The sequence below is a fragment of the Micromonospora sp. CNZ280 genome (genome assembly GCF_011759515.1).
This window is the reverse complement of the sequence record NZ_JAAOYP010000002.1, coordinates 1,080,074-1,100,137: the sequence shown is the minus strand read 5'-3', so window position 1 is coordinate 1,100,137 and position 20,064 is coordinate 1,080,074. Positions and strand designations below refer to the sequence as shown.

The window sequence follows — 20,064 nt, the reverse complement described above, 5'->3', positions numbered from 1 at the left end:
CAAGCCCTGCGCGGGACTGTTCCCCGCTACTACGCCTGGGCCTGGCTCGACGACGTGTGCACCGACGCCGATCCCGACGACGGCGGCCACCCACCCCCCACAGCCTGCTGATCCGCCGCAACACCACCAACGGCAAGTTGGGCTTTTACCGCTGCTGGACCCCGAAACCGGCCAGCCTCGCGCAGCTCGTGCGGGTCGCCGGGATCCGCTGGACCGTAGAGGAAGCCCTTCCAGGCCGCCAAAGGCCAGGTCGGCTTGGACCAACACCAGGTCCGCCGCTGGGACTCCTGGCACCGGTTCACCACCCTGGCCCTGGCCGCCCTCGCCGTCCTGGCGATTCTGCGCAGCCGACGCGGCCCCCACGACCCGGCCGACACCGGACTGATCAAACCAGCACCCCTTGGTGCTGGTTTGAGCGCGCCAGCGGGCATCAGGCAGTCGCAGAGATCGCGGCCCGGCCGTCGAGTTCGTCCAGGTGCTGCCACCATTCGGGGAACTCGGGTCGCAGTTCGGTGAGATCCTTCTCGTCACCCGTGATGAAACAGATGCCCTCGCCCGCTGCGGCGTCCCAGTAAGCGACATCGCCTCCTTCGGCGAACCGGATGCGCACGTAGTCGAGATCCACCCCGGCCACGATCAGGTGGGCGGCGAGGCGGGCCAGATCAGCGCCCGCACGATCGACGGTGAGGCCCGCGATTGGTTCCTGCACCCGGAGGACATTGACCTCGGCCGAGCGTGCTGGACGTCCCTGGCTGGGACGCCGCCGCACGATCGTTTTCTCCCATGCCGCAGAGGTTGTTCCGATGCCCCAATTGGCGGTCATCAGCTCCATGATCTCGCGATCCGTGTAGTCGCCAGCGAGGTAGCGCAGATTGGCGACGAGAGCCGCGGCCTGCCGCGCGTCCGGTGCGGTCAGCGTCAGCAAATGCTGGTCTAGGCCGAGCGCGGGTGTGAGTAGCAGTGCCTGCGCTTGGTCGCGCACGGCCCGGCGTAGCTCGTCGTCGAAGTCGTATTCGGTGAGTTCGGAGAGGGCGCGAAGCGTGGTTTGCCGAGCTTGCACCTCAGTGAGGACCTGCTCGGCCGCTTCGCGCTCGTCGCCGGTGAGCGAGGCGACTAGCTTTTCCGGGCCCCAGAGGAACGACCACGATGCGAGCTGCGCCGTTATCGCCCGTCCCGGGTCGATCGCGTCACTGCGCAGCAGTTCCCGCAGGACGTGGCCCAGGATTACCGCGTTGCGCACCGTCAGGGTGGGACCGAGTTTCTCCTGGAAGGCCGTGTCCTGCAGCGCAGCAGTGAACCGGACGGCGAGCCGGTTGCAGGCCATGCGGGTCCGGGTGGAGACGCTGAGGTGCCGGGTGAACTGCTCCTCGTTGTCGGCGTCGTCCGGTTCGCTCTCGGCGCCGAGGTCGTCGTCCCGCTCCTCCACGGTGGGTGACCCGGCGACCCCGTTCAGGCGAGCGGCGATCGCGCTGAGGATGACCTCGATGTCCGATGCTGGTTCTCCACTGGGCCGACGGTTCCGCTGGTAGCCCCGATAGCGGGGATGCCGGTAGTGCCGCTCCCAGTCGATCTCCTCCCACTGCACCCACTCCCCGTCACCCTCCTCGCCGGCTGGTGCGGCCGTCCTGGCCCCGGCCACCTTCCAGGCGGTCTCCGGGTCGAAGATGAGCGTCTGTTCCAGCTGTCTGAGGAGCTGGAACAGGTCATCGTCCGTGCGGGGCAAAGTCCCCGTCGAGATCAGCAGACGATTGTCCCCGACCCGATCCATCCGGCCACGCAACGCGTCCACGTGGTAGGGCCACGTCGGCTCAGGGTCCGCGCCGTCGGTGCTGCCAGGCAGGCGGACGTCGATGCGCCCACCGCGGGTGAGCCGCTCGACGTCCGTATCAGCGAGCCGGAACCGGAAAACAGTTCCGTCACCCTCCGCCGCCAGCGCGAGCAGCGCGGTCCCATCCGGAAAAGCCAGGTCTGGTACGTCCGAACCGGCCGCCGTGCTGAACACCAGCGTCAGGAGGTTGCCTCGTAGTTCGCTGTAGAGCAGTGCCACGGTGTCCGCCGGTGGTGATTCACCGCCGCCACGGAAGGTCAACGTGATCGATTCCGCGGCGGGCAGCGGCTGCATCGTCAGCGGCGTGTAGAGGCCGGTGAACCCTCCGGGCGGTCGCGTCTCAATCACAGCCAGCTCGATGTTGCCGGTGGCGGCCGGCAGCAGCAGTGCCCGTCGGGAGAGGTTCGCCGAGCCGGTGACCAGCACCTCCTGCTTGTTACCCACCACATGAATGATCTTGGCGTGTAGGAAGGCCGCCGGGGCGTCGCTGACCTGGACACTGTCAAGCGACACCGCTGTCCCGGGGCGGTTCACCAAGGCGGCGAGGCGTTCGCCATCGACCGATGTGTTCGGTGTGAGCAGAACCCGCAAACGCCGAGGTCGTAGCCGGTCCAGCAACTGGCCCAGCGACGCCGCGTCCTCGTCGTAGAACGGCGCGTGCACCGTTAGCAGATCGACTGGGCCGTCCACGGCCGCGGTGATCGCCTCGATCAGCGGGGTATCGAGATTGTGGTGCAGCGGCTGCGGCGCGACTGGCCGTGGCGCCAGCCACGGGGTGGAAGACCAGGCCAGGTCCAGCCCGGAGACTGCGGCCGGATCGAGCCACCCACGCGCCACGATCCCGTCGATCAAGGACCGGACTGCGGCGAACACTTCGACATGCTCGCCGGTGCTGTCGTCGTAGGTGTATCTGTGCCACAGCTCGCCGGGTTCGGCGTAACCGTCTGGGCCCAGATTGCCCGAGCCGACCAGCAGGCGGCCCGCCGTGGGCGTCGTGAGCAGCACCGCCTTCGCATGCGCTGCCCATGGGTTACGGATCGGTGCGGCCAGATAGGTTCGGTTCGCCTGACCGAGCCGCTGCCCGGATCGCGCCGCGGTGGCGAACTGGTCGGCCAGCCGCCGATCATCGGCCAGGACGATCCGGTTCGGCACCCGGCTCAACTGCCGAAGCAGATGGGTCTCGAAGAAGTCCAGGTGCGCCGAGTAGGTCAGCACGATCAGGTTCGTCCAGGCACCCTGGATCTGCTCCGGGACGACGAACGCGGGCACGTCACTCACCCGCGTTCTCCCGGTGGAACCCCGCGGCCGCCTTCTGTACCGCGCCCGCCGGAAGATCGCCGTCGGCCAGCAGGGCCAGGCCGGCCGCGGTCAGCTCCCGCCGCTCCAAGGCCAGGCTGGAGACGAGGCCGAGTTCATGAGCGATCGTGCTGAGGGCCCCGAACCGGCTGTCGTTGAAGGCGACCGGCGCGTCCGCGGGAAAGAACCGCAGCGCGTCACCGACACGCCGGAAACGGAATGTGTCCCCGCTGTTGGGAAGCTTCGCCGTGGCCACCCGCTCATGCTGGACGATCACGAAGTCGACGATGATCCATTGAAGGAGCTCAGCGATCGTTTGGTTCGCCATGAGCCGTCTGCGCAGCAGCTCGTAGAAGCGGGTCATTCCGATGCGCTGGCCGCCACCCTCGGCCAGCAACTCGGCGTCGTCGCCCAGGTTGGCCTGCCGGCTGGGAATGGTGAGCCGGCGGTGGACCAGCAGCAGGATCGCCAGCATCGCGATCAGCGTCTCGGCGTCGTCCTCGGCGTTGGCGCACCAGGCGTAGAGGGTGTGCTCGTCGAGTTCATCGTGGCGGGGCCAGAGATCGTCGACTCCTGGCGTTACGTCGACGTGCCCAGTGAGCCAGTCCGCGAAGGCCTGGCCGGGCATGTCGGCCCCGATCCCGGGATCGGGCAGGTCGCCGCAGAAGCTGTTGTCGTCGAGTTCCTCGGTGATGACCGCCCAGAGTTTGCTCGAAGCAACCAGGCTTAGGCCGTCGCCGGACAGCTCCAGCCCGCGGCGTGTCACCCAGGCCCACAGCCGGTTGAAGGCGAACGCGAAGTACTCACGCGCCTGGTAGATTCGCCACCGGCGGGCGGTGCCGAGCACTCCCGGCAGCGGTGTGTACCGCTCACCGTCCAGCTCGCGGAAGTAGACGAGCTGGCGGAACCGGTCCTGACTCATCGCCTCCGCCTGCGTCGTCCGGCAGAAGTCGAGGAAGAAGCGGAAGGTCGCCCGCCGCCGCTCGGCTTCCTCGGGCTCGCCGTGGTGCAGGAACACGTCTTGAAGCAGTGGCAGGTCGGCGGTTGCGGCGGTGCGCAGCCGGCACAGGCAGCCGGCGGCCGCGAACTCCGCGAGTACGTCCCGCGGGACGGCGGTGTCGCACGCCGCGAAGTAGTCCCGGTAAAACCGGGTTCCGTCGACGGCCGTGCGAAACCCGGCCGCCACCGCCCGGCCCTCCGGCGTCGGGGCGTCGAATACAACACCAGTGGCCGGATCGGTGAGCACGACCAGGCCCATGGTCTCCATCACGGTGCGGTAGTAGAGGCCGTAGCCGCCGAGCGGCTCCTTGATGTAGTCGAACGCTGGATCAAACTCCTCTTGGCCGATCACGCCGTAGGTGCGCCGGGACCCGACGATGCCGCTGGTCAGCGTCTCGTGCTCGGGCTGCTCGCAGAATTGGCAGGCGAAGGAGTACAGGGCCTCCCGAGGCCGATAGAAATCCCGGAAGGCGGTCTGGTTCCGCGGCAGATCCCGCGCCCAGAACTCGTCGAGCAGGAACGCGTAGAACGACCAGTACCGTGGGTGGACGGTCAGCACGTTGACGCCCGGCGACAGCCGCGCCAACAGCCGATCCGAACTGACCGAACCAAGCCCAAGATGGTCCTGCCCCGAGCCACGCGAATAGGCCCGCGCCGCCCAGAACGGCCCCGTCACCTCACGCGCGGACGTCATGAACGCCGATAGGTGCCGAGGACCGAAATGGAGCTACCGCGGGCCTGGCAACTAATGGCATGCCGCCTCGCCGACGCGTGCAGACTACGGATCGGCACTTGGGCGCGATCCGGCTCGGGTCCAGGGCGTGCCGGTACCGATCTCCACGACGGACGCCGGATTGCCGCCGTGATGGCCCACGATCGCCTCCGGGATCTACGGCGGATAGTCCGGCCTGAGCGTCTCGTACGCGTCCAACCATCGTCCCGAAGACGTCCACGCTGCCCTCCTGTCGGGTGAGCCGGATCGCGCGTTCGTGCTGAGGGCGGCTGCGGCCTCTCGTCGCAGGAGGTTACTGCGTTACCGGCGGCGGCGCAGACCCGCCTTACGACCGCGAATTAGACCCTCGACGTTCGGTCGGGGCTCGTCGCCATCCGTGCCGAAGATCGGGTCCAGAATGGCCTGGTAAGCGGCCGACGCCCAGCCCAGAACGTGTAGATGCCGGACGTGCGGCTGTCGGCTTCGAGCATGCCTTGAGTACCAGCTGATCGTGGTGGGGGCGTCCGATCAGAGCGGGCGGCGCTGTGTCGCTTCCGTCAGACAGGACAGAGCTGCCGGTAGCACCCAGTCGACCAAGAACGACCGTGCGGGGCACCGTGGATTAGCGGCGGAGCGCGACGTTTCGCCACCGATCCTCGTCCAGCTCCCGCTGGCTATGGATGGCGGACTCCGGCCCTGCGTTCCATAGCCCTCCGCCGTGCCGTCCTGGCCGGAGCCTGCTGCACGACAGATGCCCACACTTGTGGAACCGCACGGCCGTCGCGTGGGGCGACTGCCCCTTGGACGCCATCGCGGCGAGCGACGCCGAGGCCCTGCAACGGCAGATCGCCGCGATCGCCCAGTCGCGGCGCAACAGCCGCAGCGGACGCCACGCCGGCGAACATGTCATCATCGCCGTCCGCGCAGGCGACGCCGGGGAGCCGACCTGCGATCCTTGGATCATGACGGTGTTCACCTGTGGGAACCGTGGGGCGGCGGTGACCTCCGACGTAACCGAAGTCTTCCCCGGAGCGGGCACCGGAGCACGACGACGAGGGCGAGGCTCCGCCGCGCATCGCGCCGGGTACCTTCGCGCGAGACCCCGACCCCTTCGGGCCCCCGTTCGGGCCGACTGCCGAGAACCCTCGGGTCCTGGTGTCGGCCGGACCGGCCAGGACGATCCTCGTCCATCCTGGCGATGTCCGCGAGCTTCGTCTTCAACCGGACCTGCGGCGGCTGAACGGCTGCTGCCGGCTCGACGGCTGCGACGGCCCGAACCTGGTCTGCGCGGGTTGCGGGGCCGAGGTCGCCACCGAGTAGTCCGACTGCTGGGTTAGCTGGCACGACATCCGCCTCGAACCCGCCGCCGTCGCCGGGTCCGGCCCGATGATAGGCGTGTCGTGACCGCGGGGCTGCACGTCATCGCGTTCGCCGTCCGCTGGCTTGCCGATCGGCGGATCCACGCCGTCGTGCCGGCCATCGGCGCCAGTCGCTGCTCGAGGTGATCGACCGGTTCGAGCTCGCCGCCGGCATGCGACCGGCTGGCGGTCCTACGGTGGGCTGATTCCCGCGTACTACCGGTACGGGCCGCCTGATGAGCACTTCCTGGGCAAGGAGAACCCGGGCCTGGGCCCGAAGACGGCGGTGCTGGGCTGCGAGTGTGGCGAGGTGGGCTGCTGGCGGCTAATGGCCCGGATCACGCCGACCGGGAACCTGGGTGGTATGGGCCGCTTCCGAACAACCACACCGCCGGTTCCGGGACTATTCCGAGCTCGGGCCGTTCCTGTTCGACCGCGATCAGTACGACGTGGCACTGGAGGCCCGATGCACCGAGATCACCGCAACCGAGCAGTAGCCGCAGCGCTGGCCGCGCGCCCGTACTGCATGCCGTAGGCCTGGGCGCCGACAGGCCGGCCTGCAACCGCCACGCTGTCCGTTTCTCCAGCCAAGGCATGTAGTATCAGCGCATGCGCACTCAGAGTGCGCATAGGAGCGGACCGTGGGGGTTCAAGTCCCCCCTCGGACACGTTATTTCCACACGAAGCGTGATTGTTCTTCGTGTTTTGCGTGATCCCCGTCCCGTTGGGCGGGGATTTTTGCTGTGGTGGCCAGGATGCTCGCGGCGGGGGTGAGCGTGTAGATCGCGGTCTCCGCTTCGAGGGTCCATGCGCGGTGGTCACACACGATGACCATGTTGGTGGTGCGCAGGTAGGCGGTGACCTTTTCCGGGTCGGGGCTGCGCAGTGCGGGGTGGTGACGGTGTAGTCCGCGGTCGTGTCGGATGCGGTCCAGTAGGTGGTCTTCCCGTATGTAGAGGATCTTCGGCTGCGGTGAGGTCTTGGTGCGGCTGCTCGTGTGGCCGTGCCGGCAGCGGTAGCCGGAACGGCCGTGGACCCAGTGCGAGTCCATGATGCGGCCGCAGACGCCGCAGTAGACCATGCCGGCCAGGAGGTAGTGGCGAGGAGCACCATCAGCGGGGGTAGGCGCGGTGTGGATCGCCTGGGCCGCGACGAACTGCTCCTCGGTGACCAGCGGCGGGTGGGCGATCTGGCGGGAGATGACCCAGTGCGGGGCGGCGTTCCAGCGCTGGACCTCGCGGTGCCGTGCGAGGGTCCCGTCGGGCGTGAGGTCGTCGTGGTCGGTGCGTTGCCGGTTCCACACTTGGCGGCCGGTGTAGCGGGGGTTGGCCAGGATCGCCGTGACGGTGGTCAGCATCCAGCTTTGGCCGCTGCGGTGCCGGTTACGTGCCGGGTCGGCGCCGGATGGACACGGCACACCGTTGTCGTTGAGTTCGCGGGCGATGCTGGCCACGCTGCGACAGGCAAGCCGCTGTTCGAAGATCCACCTCACCCAGGGCGCGGTGGCCGGGTCTGGTTCCAGGCGGTGCAGGCGCCGTCCCCAGGCGGCGTGGGCCCGGTTGGGGTGAGGGCCGGCGTCGACGAGCTGGTAGCCGTAGGGTGGCCGGCCTCCGAGGTGTCGACCCTGCAGTTCGGCTTGGGCGCGCATCGCCGCAGTGGTGCGGTGCCGGGCCCGGGACACCTCCCGCTGCGAATGCACGCCCAGCAGGTCCAGCAGAGCCAGCTGTCGGGGGTTGTCGAAGTCCACCGGCCCGTAGGCCTCCGGCAACCACAGCTGCACGCCGTGCCTGACAAGGGTGGGGGTGAGCTGTTCGAGCTGTTGACCGTGGAAGGCACGTTCGTACTCGCCCACGACGATCGCGTCGAAGCCGCGTGCCGGGTCCGCTACGGCGGCGAGTAGTAGGTCCGCCTGCGGCCGGTCCGGCCAGGCGATCCTGCGGGAGACGCCCTCGTCGAAGAACTCGGTCACGATCCGGCCATGGCCGGCGATCAGGTCTTCGGCGTAGTTGCGCTGCCACCGGCACGACGACGTCCGGTCCTGGAAGTCGACGGTGGACATGCGCCCGTAGAAGGCGAAGCGGATGCCGGGTGGAGGTGATGTTGTGGGGCGCTGCGCCCGTTGGCGGCCTCGCTGGTTCGGCTGCCGTATCCACCAGCCGAGCAGGTCGGGGCCGTCGAGTTCCGGCGCGTATTGCATCAGTACCCTTCCCACACCCAGGGGCGCTGCAGCCATCCATCTCGATATGGATGGCTAACGATGCGGTGGTACGTGGGACTCGGCTAGTCGCACCATCTGTTGACTCAACCGTGCAGCGGGCCCTTCAAGTGGAGGCCGGCTAACGGTCGAACGCGTCGATGTCGATGCGGACTGCCATGGGCGGGCACTTTACCGGCCGGGGTGGAGGCGGGCGGTGTCGAGCTTGGCCAGGAACGCCGGCCGACGCCGGTGTTGTCCACGCAACTCGTCCAGGTACTTGGCGAACTGGTCGGTTTCGCCGGTGGCCGCGTACGCGTCACGCAGATGACGGAGCAGCGTGATGGCGGTGTCGTAGCGGCGCTTGTCATGCGAGTCCAGCAGGTGGGCGTTGACGAGTGCCCGGTAGGGTTCGCGCACGTCGGCCGGATGGCCTTGTTGCCGGCGGTGCAGGAGTTCGACGCGTTGCCGTGCGGGCAACTCGTCCAGGCGTGCGAGTCCGGTGTGCCAGGCCTCATCATCACGGCCGGTGTGGTGCAGCGCGTCGATCAGGTGAGGCAGGTAGCCGGACTGCTGGGCGACGCGGTCGCGTACCACCGTCAGCGCCCATTCGGTGGTTTCGTCGCGGTCGGTCTCGGCCACCGTCGCCAGCAGTGACTGGAGGTTGTCAATGATCGGCTGCTTGTCGAACGCAGCCCGGCGCTCGGCCACCGCGGCCCGCGGATCGCCAGTCTCGATCAGCAGCCCCACCAGCAGGTCACGCAGCCGTGCGGGTTGGTGACCGGTGGGATGTTCGGCGAGTCCGCGTCGAGCCCAGTCGATCGCGTCGGCGGGCCGTCCCGCCTCGGTCAGCACCCGTACGACGCGCTCGTACTGGTCGGCGCTGACCAGGTGCTCCGCCAGCACGGCCACGTACCGGTCCACGTCGCCGGAGACCTCGGCGAGCTGCTCGCGTAGGTGCCGTACCGTCCACTGCTGGTGCCAGTTGTCCGGATCCGCCACCGCGGCACGCTGCTCGACCAAGCGCGTCACCTCGGCCAGGCCTTTCGCCCCGAGAGCCGGCACCCACTCGCGCAGGATCACATCCGGCCAGCCAGGGCCGTCGCAGACGAGCCGGACCAGCCACCCGGCCAGGCCAGCGGGTCGTGGCGGTGCCGCCCGGCACGCCCGGGCGTAGAGCTCCATCAGATAGGCGAGGTCGTTTCCGAGGACTCCTGAGGAGCTGTCCATGTACATCAAAGCGGTCGTCATCCGATCGACTGCCTTGCGCAGCACCGGCACCGCGACCGCCGCGTCACCCGCGTCGATCAGCCGGGCGCAGCGGTCCGCGACCTCACGCGCCGCCTGCGAGTAGGCCTGCCGGCCCACGTACGGGTCACGACGGCGATCCCGCCGCAACCGGTCCACCAGCACAGTCAGCTCATTCTCGTTCCCTGCGCTCACCGGTACATCACAGCAGAACGCCCGCGACGACCCAGGCGGGCTGCGTGGTGTTCCGCGAACCTGATGCCGCTTACCACCTGGTGGGGGCGGGTGGCCATCATGCCCCCTTGCTTCCGGCGCTAGGGCAGGTTGGCGGTGAGTTCATCGCGCCACTGTGCGAAGCGTTTGCGCATCTCACCGATGTGAGCGGGGTCGGCGCCGTAGGCGGCGAAGCGCCGGTCCGGGTAGCGCTCCAGCATGCCGAACAGGTCCGCAAGGACGCGCCGGTCGAACCCCGCGTCGGATTGTTCGGCCAGCTCGCACAGCCGCGTCCGGGTGTAGCGACCGGTCGCGAGCGCCGCGTCGATGTCCAAGAAATCTCGGGGCTCGGCGCGCGTGTACAGGGCGGACATCTTGCCCGCGACGACGTCGTCGGCGTGCAACACCGGCCCGACGTCCATCATCACCGGCGGCAACGCACGCCAGTTGGCCGCCAGTTCGACCTTGTACGGGTGCTCAGGTTGAGCGGGATCGGTGACCGCGAGCCGGGCGAAGGTGTCGAACTGCTGCGTCACCTCGACGGAATACCCACCGGCGCGGTAGCCGTCGACCACCGCGTCCACTGCTGCGGCGAACTCCCCACGCCGCTCCCACGCCGTGAACAGGTCGACGTCCTCGCTCGGCCGGTCCAGGATGCCGTGGGCCTGTACGGCGTAGCCACCGGCCAACGCGAACCCGTAGCGGGCAGCGACCCGCAATCCGATCTCGGCCAAGCGGAGGTGAACTTGATCCACTTCTACCCGGCCAGCGTCTGCGGCGGCGTGCTCAGCTCGGGAAAGCGCGCCTGCCACAACGCCCGCAGCCGGGCCGGGAGCCACAAGCTGGGCCACAAACGGCGCAGCGTGGGACCGTGCAGCCACCGGCGCAAGTCGTTGACCGAATTGGCCTGGTTCAGTACCGTCTGGTACATCAGCTGCAGATCACCGGCGTCGTCCAAGTCGTAGGTGCTGTCGCCGGACCAGTCCAACCATCGATCGAGCGTCACCACACCGCGAACCGGACCGCGCAGGTCGGACAGGGATGCGGCGACCACGAAGTGCCGCTGGTCCACATACCGCGACCCAGGCGGTGCACCACTGCCGCTGGCCATGTCTCTACCTCCTGCCCCGATCGTACGTGTGGGCGGTGTCGCCGGCTGGTACGACATCGACCTGCCGGCCATCTGATCTCTCGGGATCGGCCTGCGGCCTGATGATCATCGCTGGAAGGGCGAACACCGCGTGCCGATGCGCACCAAAGGCGGGTCAGGTCAGGGTGCCGCCGCCCGCGGGGTTCGAAGGTCTTGCGCCGGACGTCGGCAGCCTCCGGTCGACCACTGCCGGGCCGCAGTCCGCTTGTGCCTGAGCCGATGTGGTGGACGGATCGGGTGCCCGGACAGATTCACCTTGCGGATGGATACGCTCACGGCTGCCCGGGCCAGATTTCGTGGAGGTGACCTTGGCGCGGCTGGTGCTGACCGAGGATGAGGAGTCCGTGCGCGTCGCGGTGGGCACACGGTTGTTCGTCCATGCGCGGGCCCACCTCGACCGGGGCGAGCTGGTCGACGTGCAGTGGGATTCGCGGGCCGGGCGGGGTCATGCCCGGCTCCGCGGCGAGCTGTCCGGCACGGTGATCGCTACCGCGCGCATCGATCCGAGTGGCGACATCACTGCAGTGGAAGGATCGTGTAGCTGCGGTGACGATCCGGGCTGCGCCCATCCGGTCGCGTTGATCATCGCTGTCGTGTCGGCCCGGGGTGTGCCCCGCCCGCGGGCCGTGGCGCCACCGCCGGCATGGGAGACCGCGCTGTCCCCGCTGGTCGGTGCGGTGCCCGAGGCTTCCGCCGATGCGGTGTCGGACCGGGCCGGCGTCGGGCTGCAGTTCGAGCTCGTCGCGGCTGGGGGACAGGCCGGCGCGGAGTCGTCATGGCGGATCGCCTTGCGCCCTGTGGTGCCAGGTCGCAGCGGGTGGGTGCGGTCGGGGATCTCCTGGTCGAATCTCAGTTACGCCTGGTACGGGCAGCCGAGGCGGGTGGAGCGGCACTGGCAGCTCCTCAAGGAGATTCTGGCGTTGTCCACGGCCGCCGAGGACCGGCACTACTACAGCGGCTACCAGCAGATGGTCTACCTGGACGCGTTCGCGAGCCGGCGGATCTGGGACCTGCTGAGCGAGGCTCAGGAGACCGGGTTGCCGATGATGCAGGCCGGAAAGGCGGCCGGTCGGGTTGTCGTGTGTCGGGAACCGGCGCGGGTGTCGGTACGGGTCGACCGGACCGATGACGACCTGCTGCTCGTACCAACTTTGCTGGCCGACGGCATGCTGGTCGCCCCGGATGCGTCCCTGTTGGTGGGCCAGCCGGTCCACGGCATCGCCTGGTGGGGCGTGCGGGGACAGGCTGCCCCGCGGTCACGGGACAGGGTGCTGCGGCTCGCGCCGCTGGCGCGGCCGCTGGAGCCGGGCATCGCCGGCATGCTGGCAAAGCCGGCGATCCAGGTTCCTGCCGACGACGAGGCACGGTTCTTTGAGCAGTACTATCCGAGCCTGTTACGGCAGACGGAAGTGGTAGCGGTGGATCCGTCGGTGCGGTTGCCCGATCTCGGGGCGGTGGCGTTGACGTTGACGGTGAACCGCATGGCCGGGCATCGGCTTTCGCTGAGATGGGAGTGGGTGCTGCCGGTCGGTGACCGTCATCATCGGGAGCCGCTGTGGGCGCCCGCACCCGTCGCGCACGCCGCCGATCGGGAGAAGGTGGTGCGGCGGGTGACCGAAATGGTCGCCGACCCGGCGCTGGGCCTGCTGGAGTCAACGCCTGCGGGGCCTCAGCTGGCGGCCACCGCCGAGGTGGCCGGCGACATGATGATCCGGTTCCTGAACGACATCCTGCCCCGGCTGACCGACATCGACGGCGTCGATATCGTCACGCAGCTCGACGACGCGTGCCCCGCCTACCAGGAGACGCTGCAGGCCCCGGTCATCACGTTCGCCGGCGCAGACACCAGCGGGCAGCCGGACTGGTACGACCTGTCGGTACAGGTGACGGTCGGCGGTGAGCAGGTGCCGTTCGACGAGCTCTTCGTCGCGCTCGCCGCGGATCAGCAGTACCTCATCCTGCCCAGTGGCACGTACTTCAGCCTCGACCGTGCCGAGTTCCGCCAGCTGCGCGACCTGATCGTCGAGTCCCGCGCGCTGGACGACCCGCCGCCCGGGGTGCTGCGGGTCGGGCGCTTTCAGGCCGGGCTGTGGCAGGAGTTGGCCGAGCTCGGCGAGGTCACCGGCCAGGCCGCCGCCTGGCAGGAAACGGTGCGCTCTTTGTCCGGCGTGGGCAACCGCGTCGAGCATCCGATCCCATCGCGGCTGAAGGCCACGCTGCGGCCGTACCAGCAGGACGGGTTCCGGTGGCTGGCCGCCCTGCACGAGCACCGACTCGGCGGGATCCTCGCCGACGACATGGGCCTGGGCAAGACACTGCAGGCACTGGCCCTGATCTGCCACGTCCGCGAGCTCGACGGTCCGCGGGCGCCGTTCCTGGTCGTCGCCCCCGCCAGCGTTGTGCACAACTGGGCGAGCGAAGCAGACCGGTTCGCACCAGACCTCGTGGTCACCACCATCACACAGACCCGCGTGCGACGCGGCGCGACCCTCGCCGACGCGGTCCGCGGCGCGGATCTGGTGGTCACCTCCTACACCCTGTTCCGACTTGAGTTCGACGAGTACGAGGCGGCCGACTGGGCCGGGCTGATCCTCGACGAGGCGCAGTTCGTCAAGAACCCCCACGCCCAGGGGTACCGCTGCGTGAAGCAACTCCCGGCATCGTTCAAGCTCGCCATCACCGGTACGCCGATGGAGAACAACCTCCTCGAACTGTGGTCGCTGCTGTCCATCACCGCGCCTGGCCTGTTCTCCCGCGCGGACCGGTTCACCGAGCACTACCGCAATCCGATCGAGAAGGCCCACGACGCGGAACGGCTCGCCCAGCTACGGCGGCGGATCCGGCCACTGATGCTGCGCCGCCGCAAAGCCGACGTGGCCGCCGACCTGCCGGACAAACAGGAACAGGTCATCGAGCTGGACCTCAACCCGAAACACCGCAAGGTGTACCAGACCTACCTGCAGCGGGAGCGGCAGAAGGTGCTCGGCCTGCTCGGCGACCTACAGCAGCACCGGTTCGAGATCTTCCGGTCACTGACCCTGCTGCGGCAGGCCAGCCTCGACGTCACCCTAGTCGACCCGAAACACCGCGCCGTGCCATCAACCAAACTGGACGTGCTGGCCGAGCAGGTCAGCGATCTCGTCGCCGAAGGCCACCGGACTCTGGTGTTCAGCCAGTTCACCCGGTTCCTGGACGCCGCCCGGCAGCGGCTGGAGGCAGCGGGCATCCGCTGCTGCTACCTCGACGGCGCCACCCGAGACCGGGCGACGGTGCTCGCCGAGTTCAAGAACGGTCAGGCCCCGGTGTTCCTGATCAGCCTCAAGGCCGGCGGTTTCGGGCTGAACCTGACCGAGGCCGACTACTGCATCCTGCTCGACCCCTGGTGGAACCCCGCCACAGAGGCGCAGGCCGTGGACCGCGTGCACCGCATCGGGCAGACCCGCAACGTGATGGTGTACCGGCTGGTCGCCAAGGACACGATCGAGGAGAAAGTGATGGCGCTCAAGGCCCGCAAGGCCGAATTGTTCGGAAGCGTCCTCGACGGCGGTGACTTCGCGTCCGCACAACTGACCGCCGCCGACATCCGAGACCTGCTCGAGTAGTGCAATTCGCGGCAGTCCTCATGCCGCTCGCGGCGGGCCGACCGGCGCGAGGGCCGCAGCGAGCAGCGATGATTACCACCCGGCCAGCGGCTGCTTCTCCACAGTGCCCGCTGACCTGCGTTCCGCAGCTCAGCGTCGATATAGTCGGCGTTGCGGCGTGAAGGCGCAGGTCAAGGCGTTGCGGCCTGGTGGAAACCGCGAAATCGCCTAGTGACACGCCTGCCTGTGTATAACTGTTATGAGCTGCTGATCTATGCCGGGTCTCATAGTCGGTGTACGGTCGTTCCTCGTGTACGTGAAGGCGTCGACCCGCAAGACCCGCGACGGGCAGACGATCCGCTACCTGCAGTTGGCCCACAATGAGTGGGACCCGGCCGCGAAGGCGTCCAAGACCCGGGTGTTGTACTCGTTCGGCCGTGAGGACCAGCTCGACGTGGCCGGTATCCGCCGCCTGGTGGACGCGTTGTCGCGGCTGCTGGCCCCGGCCGACGCCCTGGCCGCGGCCGCGCCGGCCGGGTTGTCGTTCGAACAGTCGAGGCCGCTGGGCGGGGCGTGGCTGCTCGACGGGTTGTGGCGCCGTCTGCGTATCGACACCGTCCTGCGGCCGCTGGTCGGCTCGGCGCGGCGGGAGGTCGACGTGGAGCGGGTGCTGTTCGCGCTGGTCGCGAACCGGGCCCTGGCGCCGTCGAGCAAGCTGGCCGCCGCCGAGTGGATCTGCCAGGACGTGCACCTGCCCGGCCTGCCACATGTCACCGACGACGCCTGCTACCGGGCGATGGACCAGCTGATCGAGGTCGAACCTGCGTTGACCCGCGGTGTCTACGACCAGATCGCCGACCTGCTCAACCTCGAGGTCGACCTGCTGTTCTTCGACACCACCAGCACCTACTTCGAACTCGACGAGGCCGACGAACCGCTGTGGCGCGACGCCTTGGGCAAGGTCGTGGCCGAAGGCGACCCGGCGGCGGTCAAGCAGGCCGGGTTCCGCACGCATGGTAAGAGCAAGGACTCCCGCGACGACCTGCCCCAGGTCGTGGTCGGGATGGCCGTCACCCGCACCGGTATCCCGGTGCGGGTGTGGTGCTGGCCCGGCAACACCGGCGACTCCGCCCTGATCCGGCAGGTCAAGACCGACATGCGGGAGTGGAGCCTGGCCCGCATCGTCTGGGTCGCCGACCGTGGCTTCGCCTCCGCTGAGAACCGCCGCTTCCTGCAACAGGGCGGCGGGCACTACATCCTCGGCGAGAAGCTGCGCGCCGGCACCAGCGAAGCCGACGCCGCCCTCGCACGGCAGGGCCGCTACGCCACCGTCGCGGACAACCTGCAGGTCAAGGAAGTCAACATCGACACCGACGACCGGTTCGTCATCTGCTACAACCCCGAGGCCGCCGACCGCGACGCCGCCGTCCGGACCCGGCTGATCGCCCAGCTCACCGACCTGATCGACGACACCGACCGGCTGTCGGCCACCAAACGCGCCGAGCTCCGCGGCGTGATCTCGACCAAGCCCGGCCTGAACCGGTTCCTGCGCGTCACGCCCAAGGGCCTGCTGCGCATCGACCAGGCCAAGGTCAAGGCGGAGCAGCGGCTGGACGGCAAGTACCTGCTGCGCTGCTCCGACCCAACACTGTCCGCCGAGGACATCGCCCTGGGCTACAAGCAACTGCTCGAAGTCGAACGCGGCTGGCGCGACATGAAGACCACCCTCGACCTGCGCCCGGTGTTCCACCACCGCGAGGACCGCATCCGCGCCCACATCCTGCTCTGCTGGCTGGCCCTGCTGCTGATCCGGGTCGCCGAGACCGAAACCGGCCGCACCTGGACCGCGATCCGCACCGAGATCGACCGGCTGCACCTGGGCGTGTTCACCGGCCCCGCCGGCACGTTCGCCCAGCGCACCGAGCTGTCCCAACCCCAGAAGGCCCTGCTCACCAAGCTGAAGATCACCGAACCGCCTCGGATCTTCGACGCCACACCCGCAACCGCCTGACCTGCAACAACACAGCCGCCTAGTGACACGCCCAGTCACCGGGCCTACCGGCGTTTGCCCAGCTCAAACCCCAAATTCGCGGACTATATCGACGCCGAGCTGCGGAACGCAGGCGTTCCAGCGCTGGTGCAGGTAGGCGACGTAGTCGTCAACCAGGTGCGCGCGTTGCTCGGTGGCGGCGGTCAGCTCTGCGAGGCTGGCGGCGTTCAGGTATTTGCGGACCGTGGCTTGGTGCAGGCCGAGCTTGCGGCCGATCGCCGCCTTGTTGAGTCCCTGAGCAGCCAATTGGTGAACCGGCGGTGTGGTGTTCACGAAGGCGGGTCACGATCTTCTTCTCAGGTAGCGGCTGCACCTCGGCGGGCATAGTGTCGTCAGCTGGTGGCGGTGCCGGGGCGACGAGTCGGGACCGATACGCGTTGACGGTCTTCTCGACCGCCTGGCCCAGGTTCTGCCAGAGGTGGAACCGGTCCGCGACCTGCACCGCGTCCGGGGCGCCGGTGCGGGCGCCTTCGCCGTAGCCGCCGGCGCGGTCGCGGCAGATCACCTCGACTTCGGGGTGCTGCCGCAGCCACGCGGCGAGGCTGTCGCCGTCACGGCCGTCGAACATGTCGATCGGACGCCGGCTGGTCATGTCGATCAGCACAGTGCCGTAGTGACGCCCTCTGCGGAACGCGAAGTCATCGACGCCGAGTACGGTGACCGGTGGCATCAGCGGATCGGGTAACGCTCCGACCAGCCGCAACAACGTATCGCGGCTCACGGCCGCGCCGATCGCCGACGTCAGCCGGGAACCGGCCCGGCCAGCCAACGCCAAACCGATCTGCGTCAGCATTCCTCGCAGCCCCGGCGTCAACCGCGCATGCGGCGCGGTTAGCCCCTCGATCTGCTCGGCGAAAGTCTTCGCCGGGCAGCCGGTGTTGTCGCAGCGAAACCGCCGGACCTGCACCTGAAGCAGCAGCGCCATCCCCGCTATCGCGACATCCCGCAGCCGCCGCTGATAACGCCCATGAACCCTGCCCGACCACTGCTGGCAACGGCCGCACCGCGCAGTCGCGGCCCGAGCCCGGCCCGACAGCACACTACGCCCTCACGCTGCTCAACAGCTTCGATCGACAGACCCGACAGATGCGGCAGTAGCTGCTCCACAAGCGAACACGCCGGAAATGATCAACGAAACCGCCCCGCCCCGGATGGAACCGTCCACATCACAAGATCGGCGCCAGAGCCCGGATCTTGACGTTGATGGCGTCGAGGAACAACACCGGGTAGACCGGATCGAGGGGCCGGTTCTGCCACTCGGTCATACCGTCCATCACTTTGTCGGTGATGGTGGAGATCGTCTGACGAGAAACCTCGGCGCCATAGACCTCGGCCAAATGAGCGCTGATCTCACCCGTGGTCAGGCCCTTCGCCGACAGCGACAGCACCAGGTCCTCCACCCCGGACAACCTACGCTGACGCTTCTTCACGATGGCCGGTTCGAACGAGCCCGCCCGATCCCGCGGCACGTCGATCTGCACCGGCCCCACATCGGTGAGCACGGTCTTGGACCGGCTGCCGTTACGGGAGTTACCGGAGTTCGCGCCAGCCGTGTCGTGCTTGTCGTAGCCGAGGTGGTCGGTGATCTCCCCATCCAACGCCGACTCCAACACGATCTTCGTCAACTGCTGCAGCAGCCCACCCTCACCGGACAGCTGCAGCCCCTGCTCGCGGGCCTGGGTCACCAGCTGCGACACCAACGCCGGATCGACACCCGCCGGCGTCGTCTTCGTACGCGGCCGCTTGGCCTTCTCATCACCGGGCACAGCGGCAGTGTCCACCGCATCGGTCGTGACCGTCATCAGGTGCTACTCCCTTGATCGGAGTTACACCGTTGTTTTTACAGTCCCACGGCAATCTCTGCATCGGCGCGGGCAACGATCCCCGTACGACGAACGCCGCCTGGTCGGCCTCCTAATCGCCGGGCTTCGCGTCCGTTAGATCCACGAAATGTGGTGACCAACATGATTCGTGACGTGATGGTCGGATTCATGCACTGACCCGGAGGGGTCCACCAGCCACCAGGCGGCGGTACGCTTGTACGGTACTGTGGACCAGTTGGTCAGTATTGGTGCTATTCATGGTGGGTGGTCCCGGTGGCTGAGGAGCGACGGACGCGGAACACTGAGCGCACGCGTCGGGCCGTGCTCGATGCGGCGACCCAGGTGATTCTGGCTAGAGGTGCCGCGGTCACCCTGGATCAGGTCGCCTCGGCCGCCGGTGTGTCGAAGAGCGGCTTGATTCACCACTTCGGCAGTCGGGACCAGTTGGTGATCGCCGTCGTGCAAGACGTTCAGGAACGTTTCCGGGAGACGGTCCTCAGCTACCTCGACCTGTCGGAGAATTACCCCGGCAAGATGCTCCGTGCCTACGTTCGCGCGCTGTGCGCGGGACGTTCGGACGCCGGAGCCGCGCACGACGTCACGTCAGCGTCGATCTGGATTGGTCTGCACGCGATCCCCGCGGTTGCCGTGGTAGCGAAAGAGCACAGTGCGTGGTGGAGCGAGCAGTTCGCCGTCGATGGGTTGAGCAACGAGCGCATCCAGATCGTGCGCCGAGCCGCCGAGGGCGTCGTCGTCGCCACCATGCACGGGGAAGAGGACGAAGCGAGCATCGCGACCGCGCGTCGCCTGCTGCTTCAGCTCGCCACTGACGGGACCTTTCCCGCGCCCATCTGACCCGCTGCCCTCACCCCGGCCCGTCGCCTCTTTGACTACGGCCCCGTACAGCTGCGAGGTTCCGGGTTGCCGGCCGCGCCAGGCAGCCAGGATGAGTATGGCGTCGGGCAGCGGCGGGCCGTCGTCGCCTGCGTGATCGCCTGCTCCTCCGCAGCCAACTCGGTGGCGCAGGCCGTTTCGACGAGCCCTGCGCGCCGGCCCAGGAGGTCGGTCAGTTTCGCGCCCACCCGATGCTGGGCTGAGGTTCGACAGGGGCTCGCGTGCGACGCGACGCGCAGGGGTGAGAGCTAAGGGACTTGTACCGACGCGAAGGTGCCGCCAATGACGGGAGTCTTGTGCCGAGACGAAAGGATCCGCGATGCCCGTCAGCCCAGCCAGCGAAGTCGCCCAACTGAGCGCTGCCTACGGTGAGTTCCACCTCGTCGAGGAACTCTCGTTCCAGGTCGCGCGCCGGGAGCCCTACGCACTCCGCGGCACCCACGGAGCGGGCATGACCTCGACTCTCGATGTCATCGAGGGTCGGCGGACGGCGTCGGCGGGCACGGTGCGCGTTCTCGGCAAGATCTCCGCGGACCGGCGCGTGGTGCGTTTCAGGACGGGAATCAGGCTGCAGGAGAGCGGATTCGCAGCCGACCTCACCGTCGCGGGAGCGTCAGGGAACGACCGTCAGCAGTCGAGGGCGAGGGTATGAAATTGCGTCGAAGCGTGGCGGTCACCGTCGTCACCGGGATCGCCACGTCCCTGGCGGCGACACCGG

11 protein-coding genes and 2 pseudogenes are annotated in these 20,064 nt (G+C 68.4%); 5 read left to right on the top strand and 8 right to left on the bottom strand.

The features are described 5' to 3' along the window. Positions 1-21 precede the first annotated feature (21 nt). Positions 22-516: pseudogene (locus FHX32_RS35255) on the top strand (hypothetical protein); the annotation flags it as partial. On the opposite strand, the gene FHX32_RS19990 reads toward FHX32_RS35255, so the two are convergent. The 6 genes from FHX32_RS19990 to FHX32_RS19965 all read right to left on the bottom strand — a co-directional run bounded on the left by FHX32_RS19990 (position 431) and on the right by FHX32_RS19965 (position 10,920). Then, entirely contained in the window at positions 431-3,106 is a 2,676-nt protein-coding gene (locus tag FHX32_RS19990) for a phospholipase D-like domain-containing protein (RefSeq protein WP_167185141.1), read from the bottom strand. The pseudogene FHX32_RS35255 and the gene FHX32_RS19990 overlap by 86 nt on opposite strands. Continuing rightward, positions 3,099-4,709 (bottom strand): hypothetical protein, encoded by a 1,611-nt coding sequence (locus FHX32_RS19985; RefSeq protein ID WP_208418899.1) that lies wholly within the window; start codon positions 4,707-4,709, stop codon positions 3,099-3,101. The genes FHX32_RS19990 and FHX32_RS19985 overlap by 8 nt, the downstream gene beginning before the upstream one ends. A gap of 2,154 nt (positions 4,710-6,863) precedes the next feature. After that, positions 6,864-8,390 carry a recombinase family protein gene (locus tag FHX32_RS19980; RefSeq protein ID WP_486481200.1) on the bottom strand — a complete coding sequence of 509 codons (1,527 nt, stop codon included), beginning with the start codon at positions 8,388-8,390 and terminating at the stop codon, positions 6,864-6,866. Positions 8,391-8,579: 189 nt separating this feature from the next. Continuing rightward, entirely contained in the window at positions 8,580-9,830 is a 1,251-nt protein-coding gene (locus tag FHX32_RS19975) for a DUF6880 family protein (RefSeq protein WP_167185138.1), read from the bottom strand. Positions 9,831-9,949: 119 nt separating this feature from the next. After that, positions 9,950-10,603 (bottom strand): nucleotidyl transferase AbiEii/AbiGii toxin family protein, encoded by a 654-nt coding sequence (locus FHX32_RS19970; protein WP_167186275.1) that lies wholly within the window; start codon positions 10,601-10,603, stop codon positions 9,950-9,952. Between the two features lie 2 nt (positions 10,604-10,605). After that, positions 10,606-10,920 (bottom strand): hypothetical protein, encoded by a 315-nt coding sequence (locus tag FHX32_RS19965; RefSeq protein WP_486481199.1) that lies wholly within the window; start codon positions 10,918-10,920, stop codon positions 10,606-10,608. 374 nt (positions 10,921-11,294) lie between these two features. Between FHX32_RS19965 and FHX32_RS19960 the strand changes: the two genes are divergently transcribed. Then, entirely contained in the window at positions 11,295-14,600 is a 3,306-nt protein-coding gene (locus FHX32_RS19960; RefSeq protein ID WP_208418898.1) for a DEAD/DEAH box helicase, read from the top strand. A gap of 289 nt (positions 14,601-14,889) precedes the next feature. Next, the gene (locus FHX32_RS19955; protein ID WP_167185129.1) at positions 14,890-16,590 is read left to right on the top strand and encodes an IS1634 family transposase; all 1,701 of its coding nucleotides are present in this window, start codon (positions 14,890-14,892) and stop codon (positions 16,588-16,590) included. 148 nt (positions 16,591-16,738) lie between these two features. Here the strand turns inward: FHX32_RS19955 and FHX32_RS19950 are convergent, their stop codons facing one another. Continuing rightward, positions 16,739-17,668 (bottom strand): ISL3 family transposase, encoded by a 930-nt coding sequence (locus FHX32_RS19950; protein ID WP_208418896.1) that lies wholly within the window; start codon positions 17,666-17,668, stop codon positions 16,739-16,741. 148 nt (positions 17,669-17,816) lie between these two features. Next, positions 17,817-18,431 (bottom strand): annotated as a pseudogene (locus FHX32_RS19945) (transposase); the annotation flags it as partial. Between the two features lie 294 nt (positions 18,432-18,725). Here FHX32_RS19945 and FHX32_RS19940 point away from each other — a divergent pair. Together FHX32_RS19940 and FHX32_RS19935 are read left to right on the top strand one after the other, a co-directional pair. Further along, positions 18,726-19,307: a helix-turn-helix domain-containing protein gene (locus tag FHX32_RS19940; protein WP_167185126.1), complete on the top strand. Its 582-nt coding sequence runs from the start codon at positions 18,726-18,728 to the stop codon at positions 19,305-19,307. 358 nt (positions 19,308-19,665) lie between these two features. Further along, positions 19,666-19,998: an ATP-binding cassette domain-containing protein gene (locus FHX32_RS19935; protein WP_167185123.1), complete on the top strand. Its 333-nt coding sequence runs from the start codon at positions 19,666-19,668 to the stop codon at positions 19,996-19,998. Positions 19,999-20,064 lie beyond the last annotated feature (66 nt).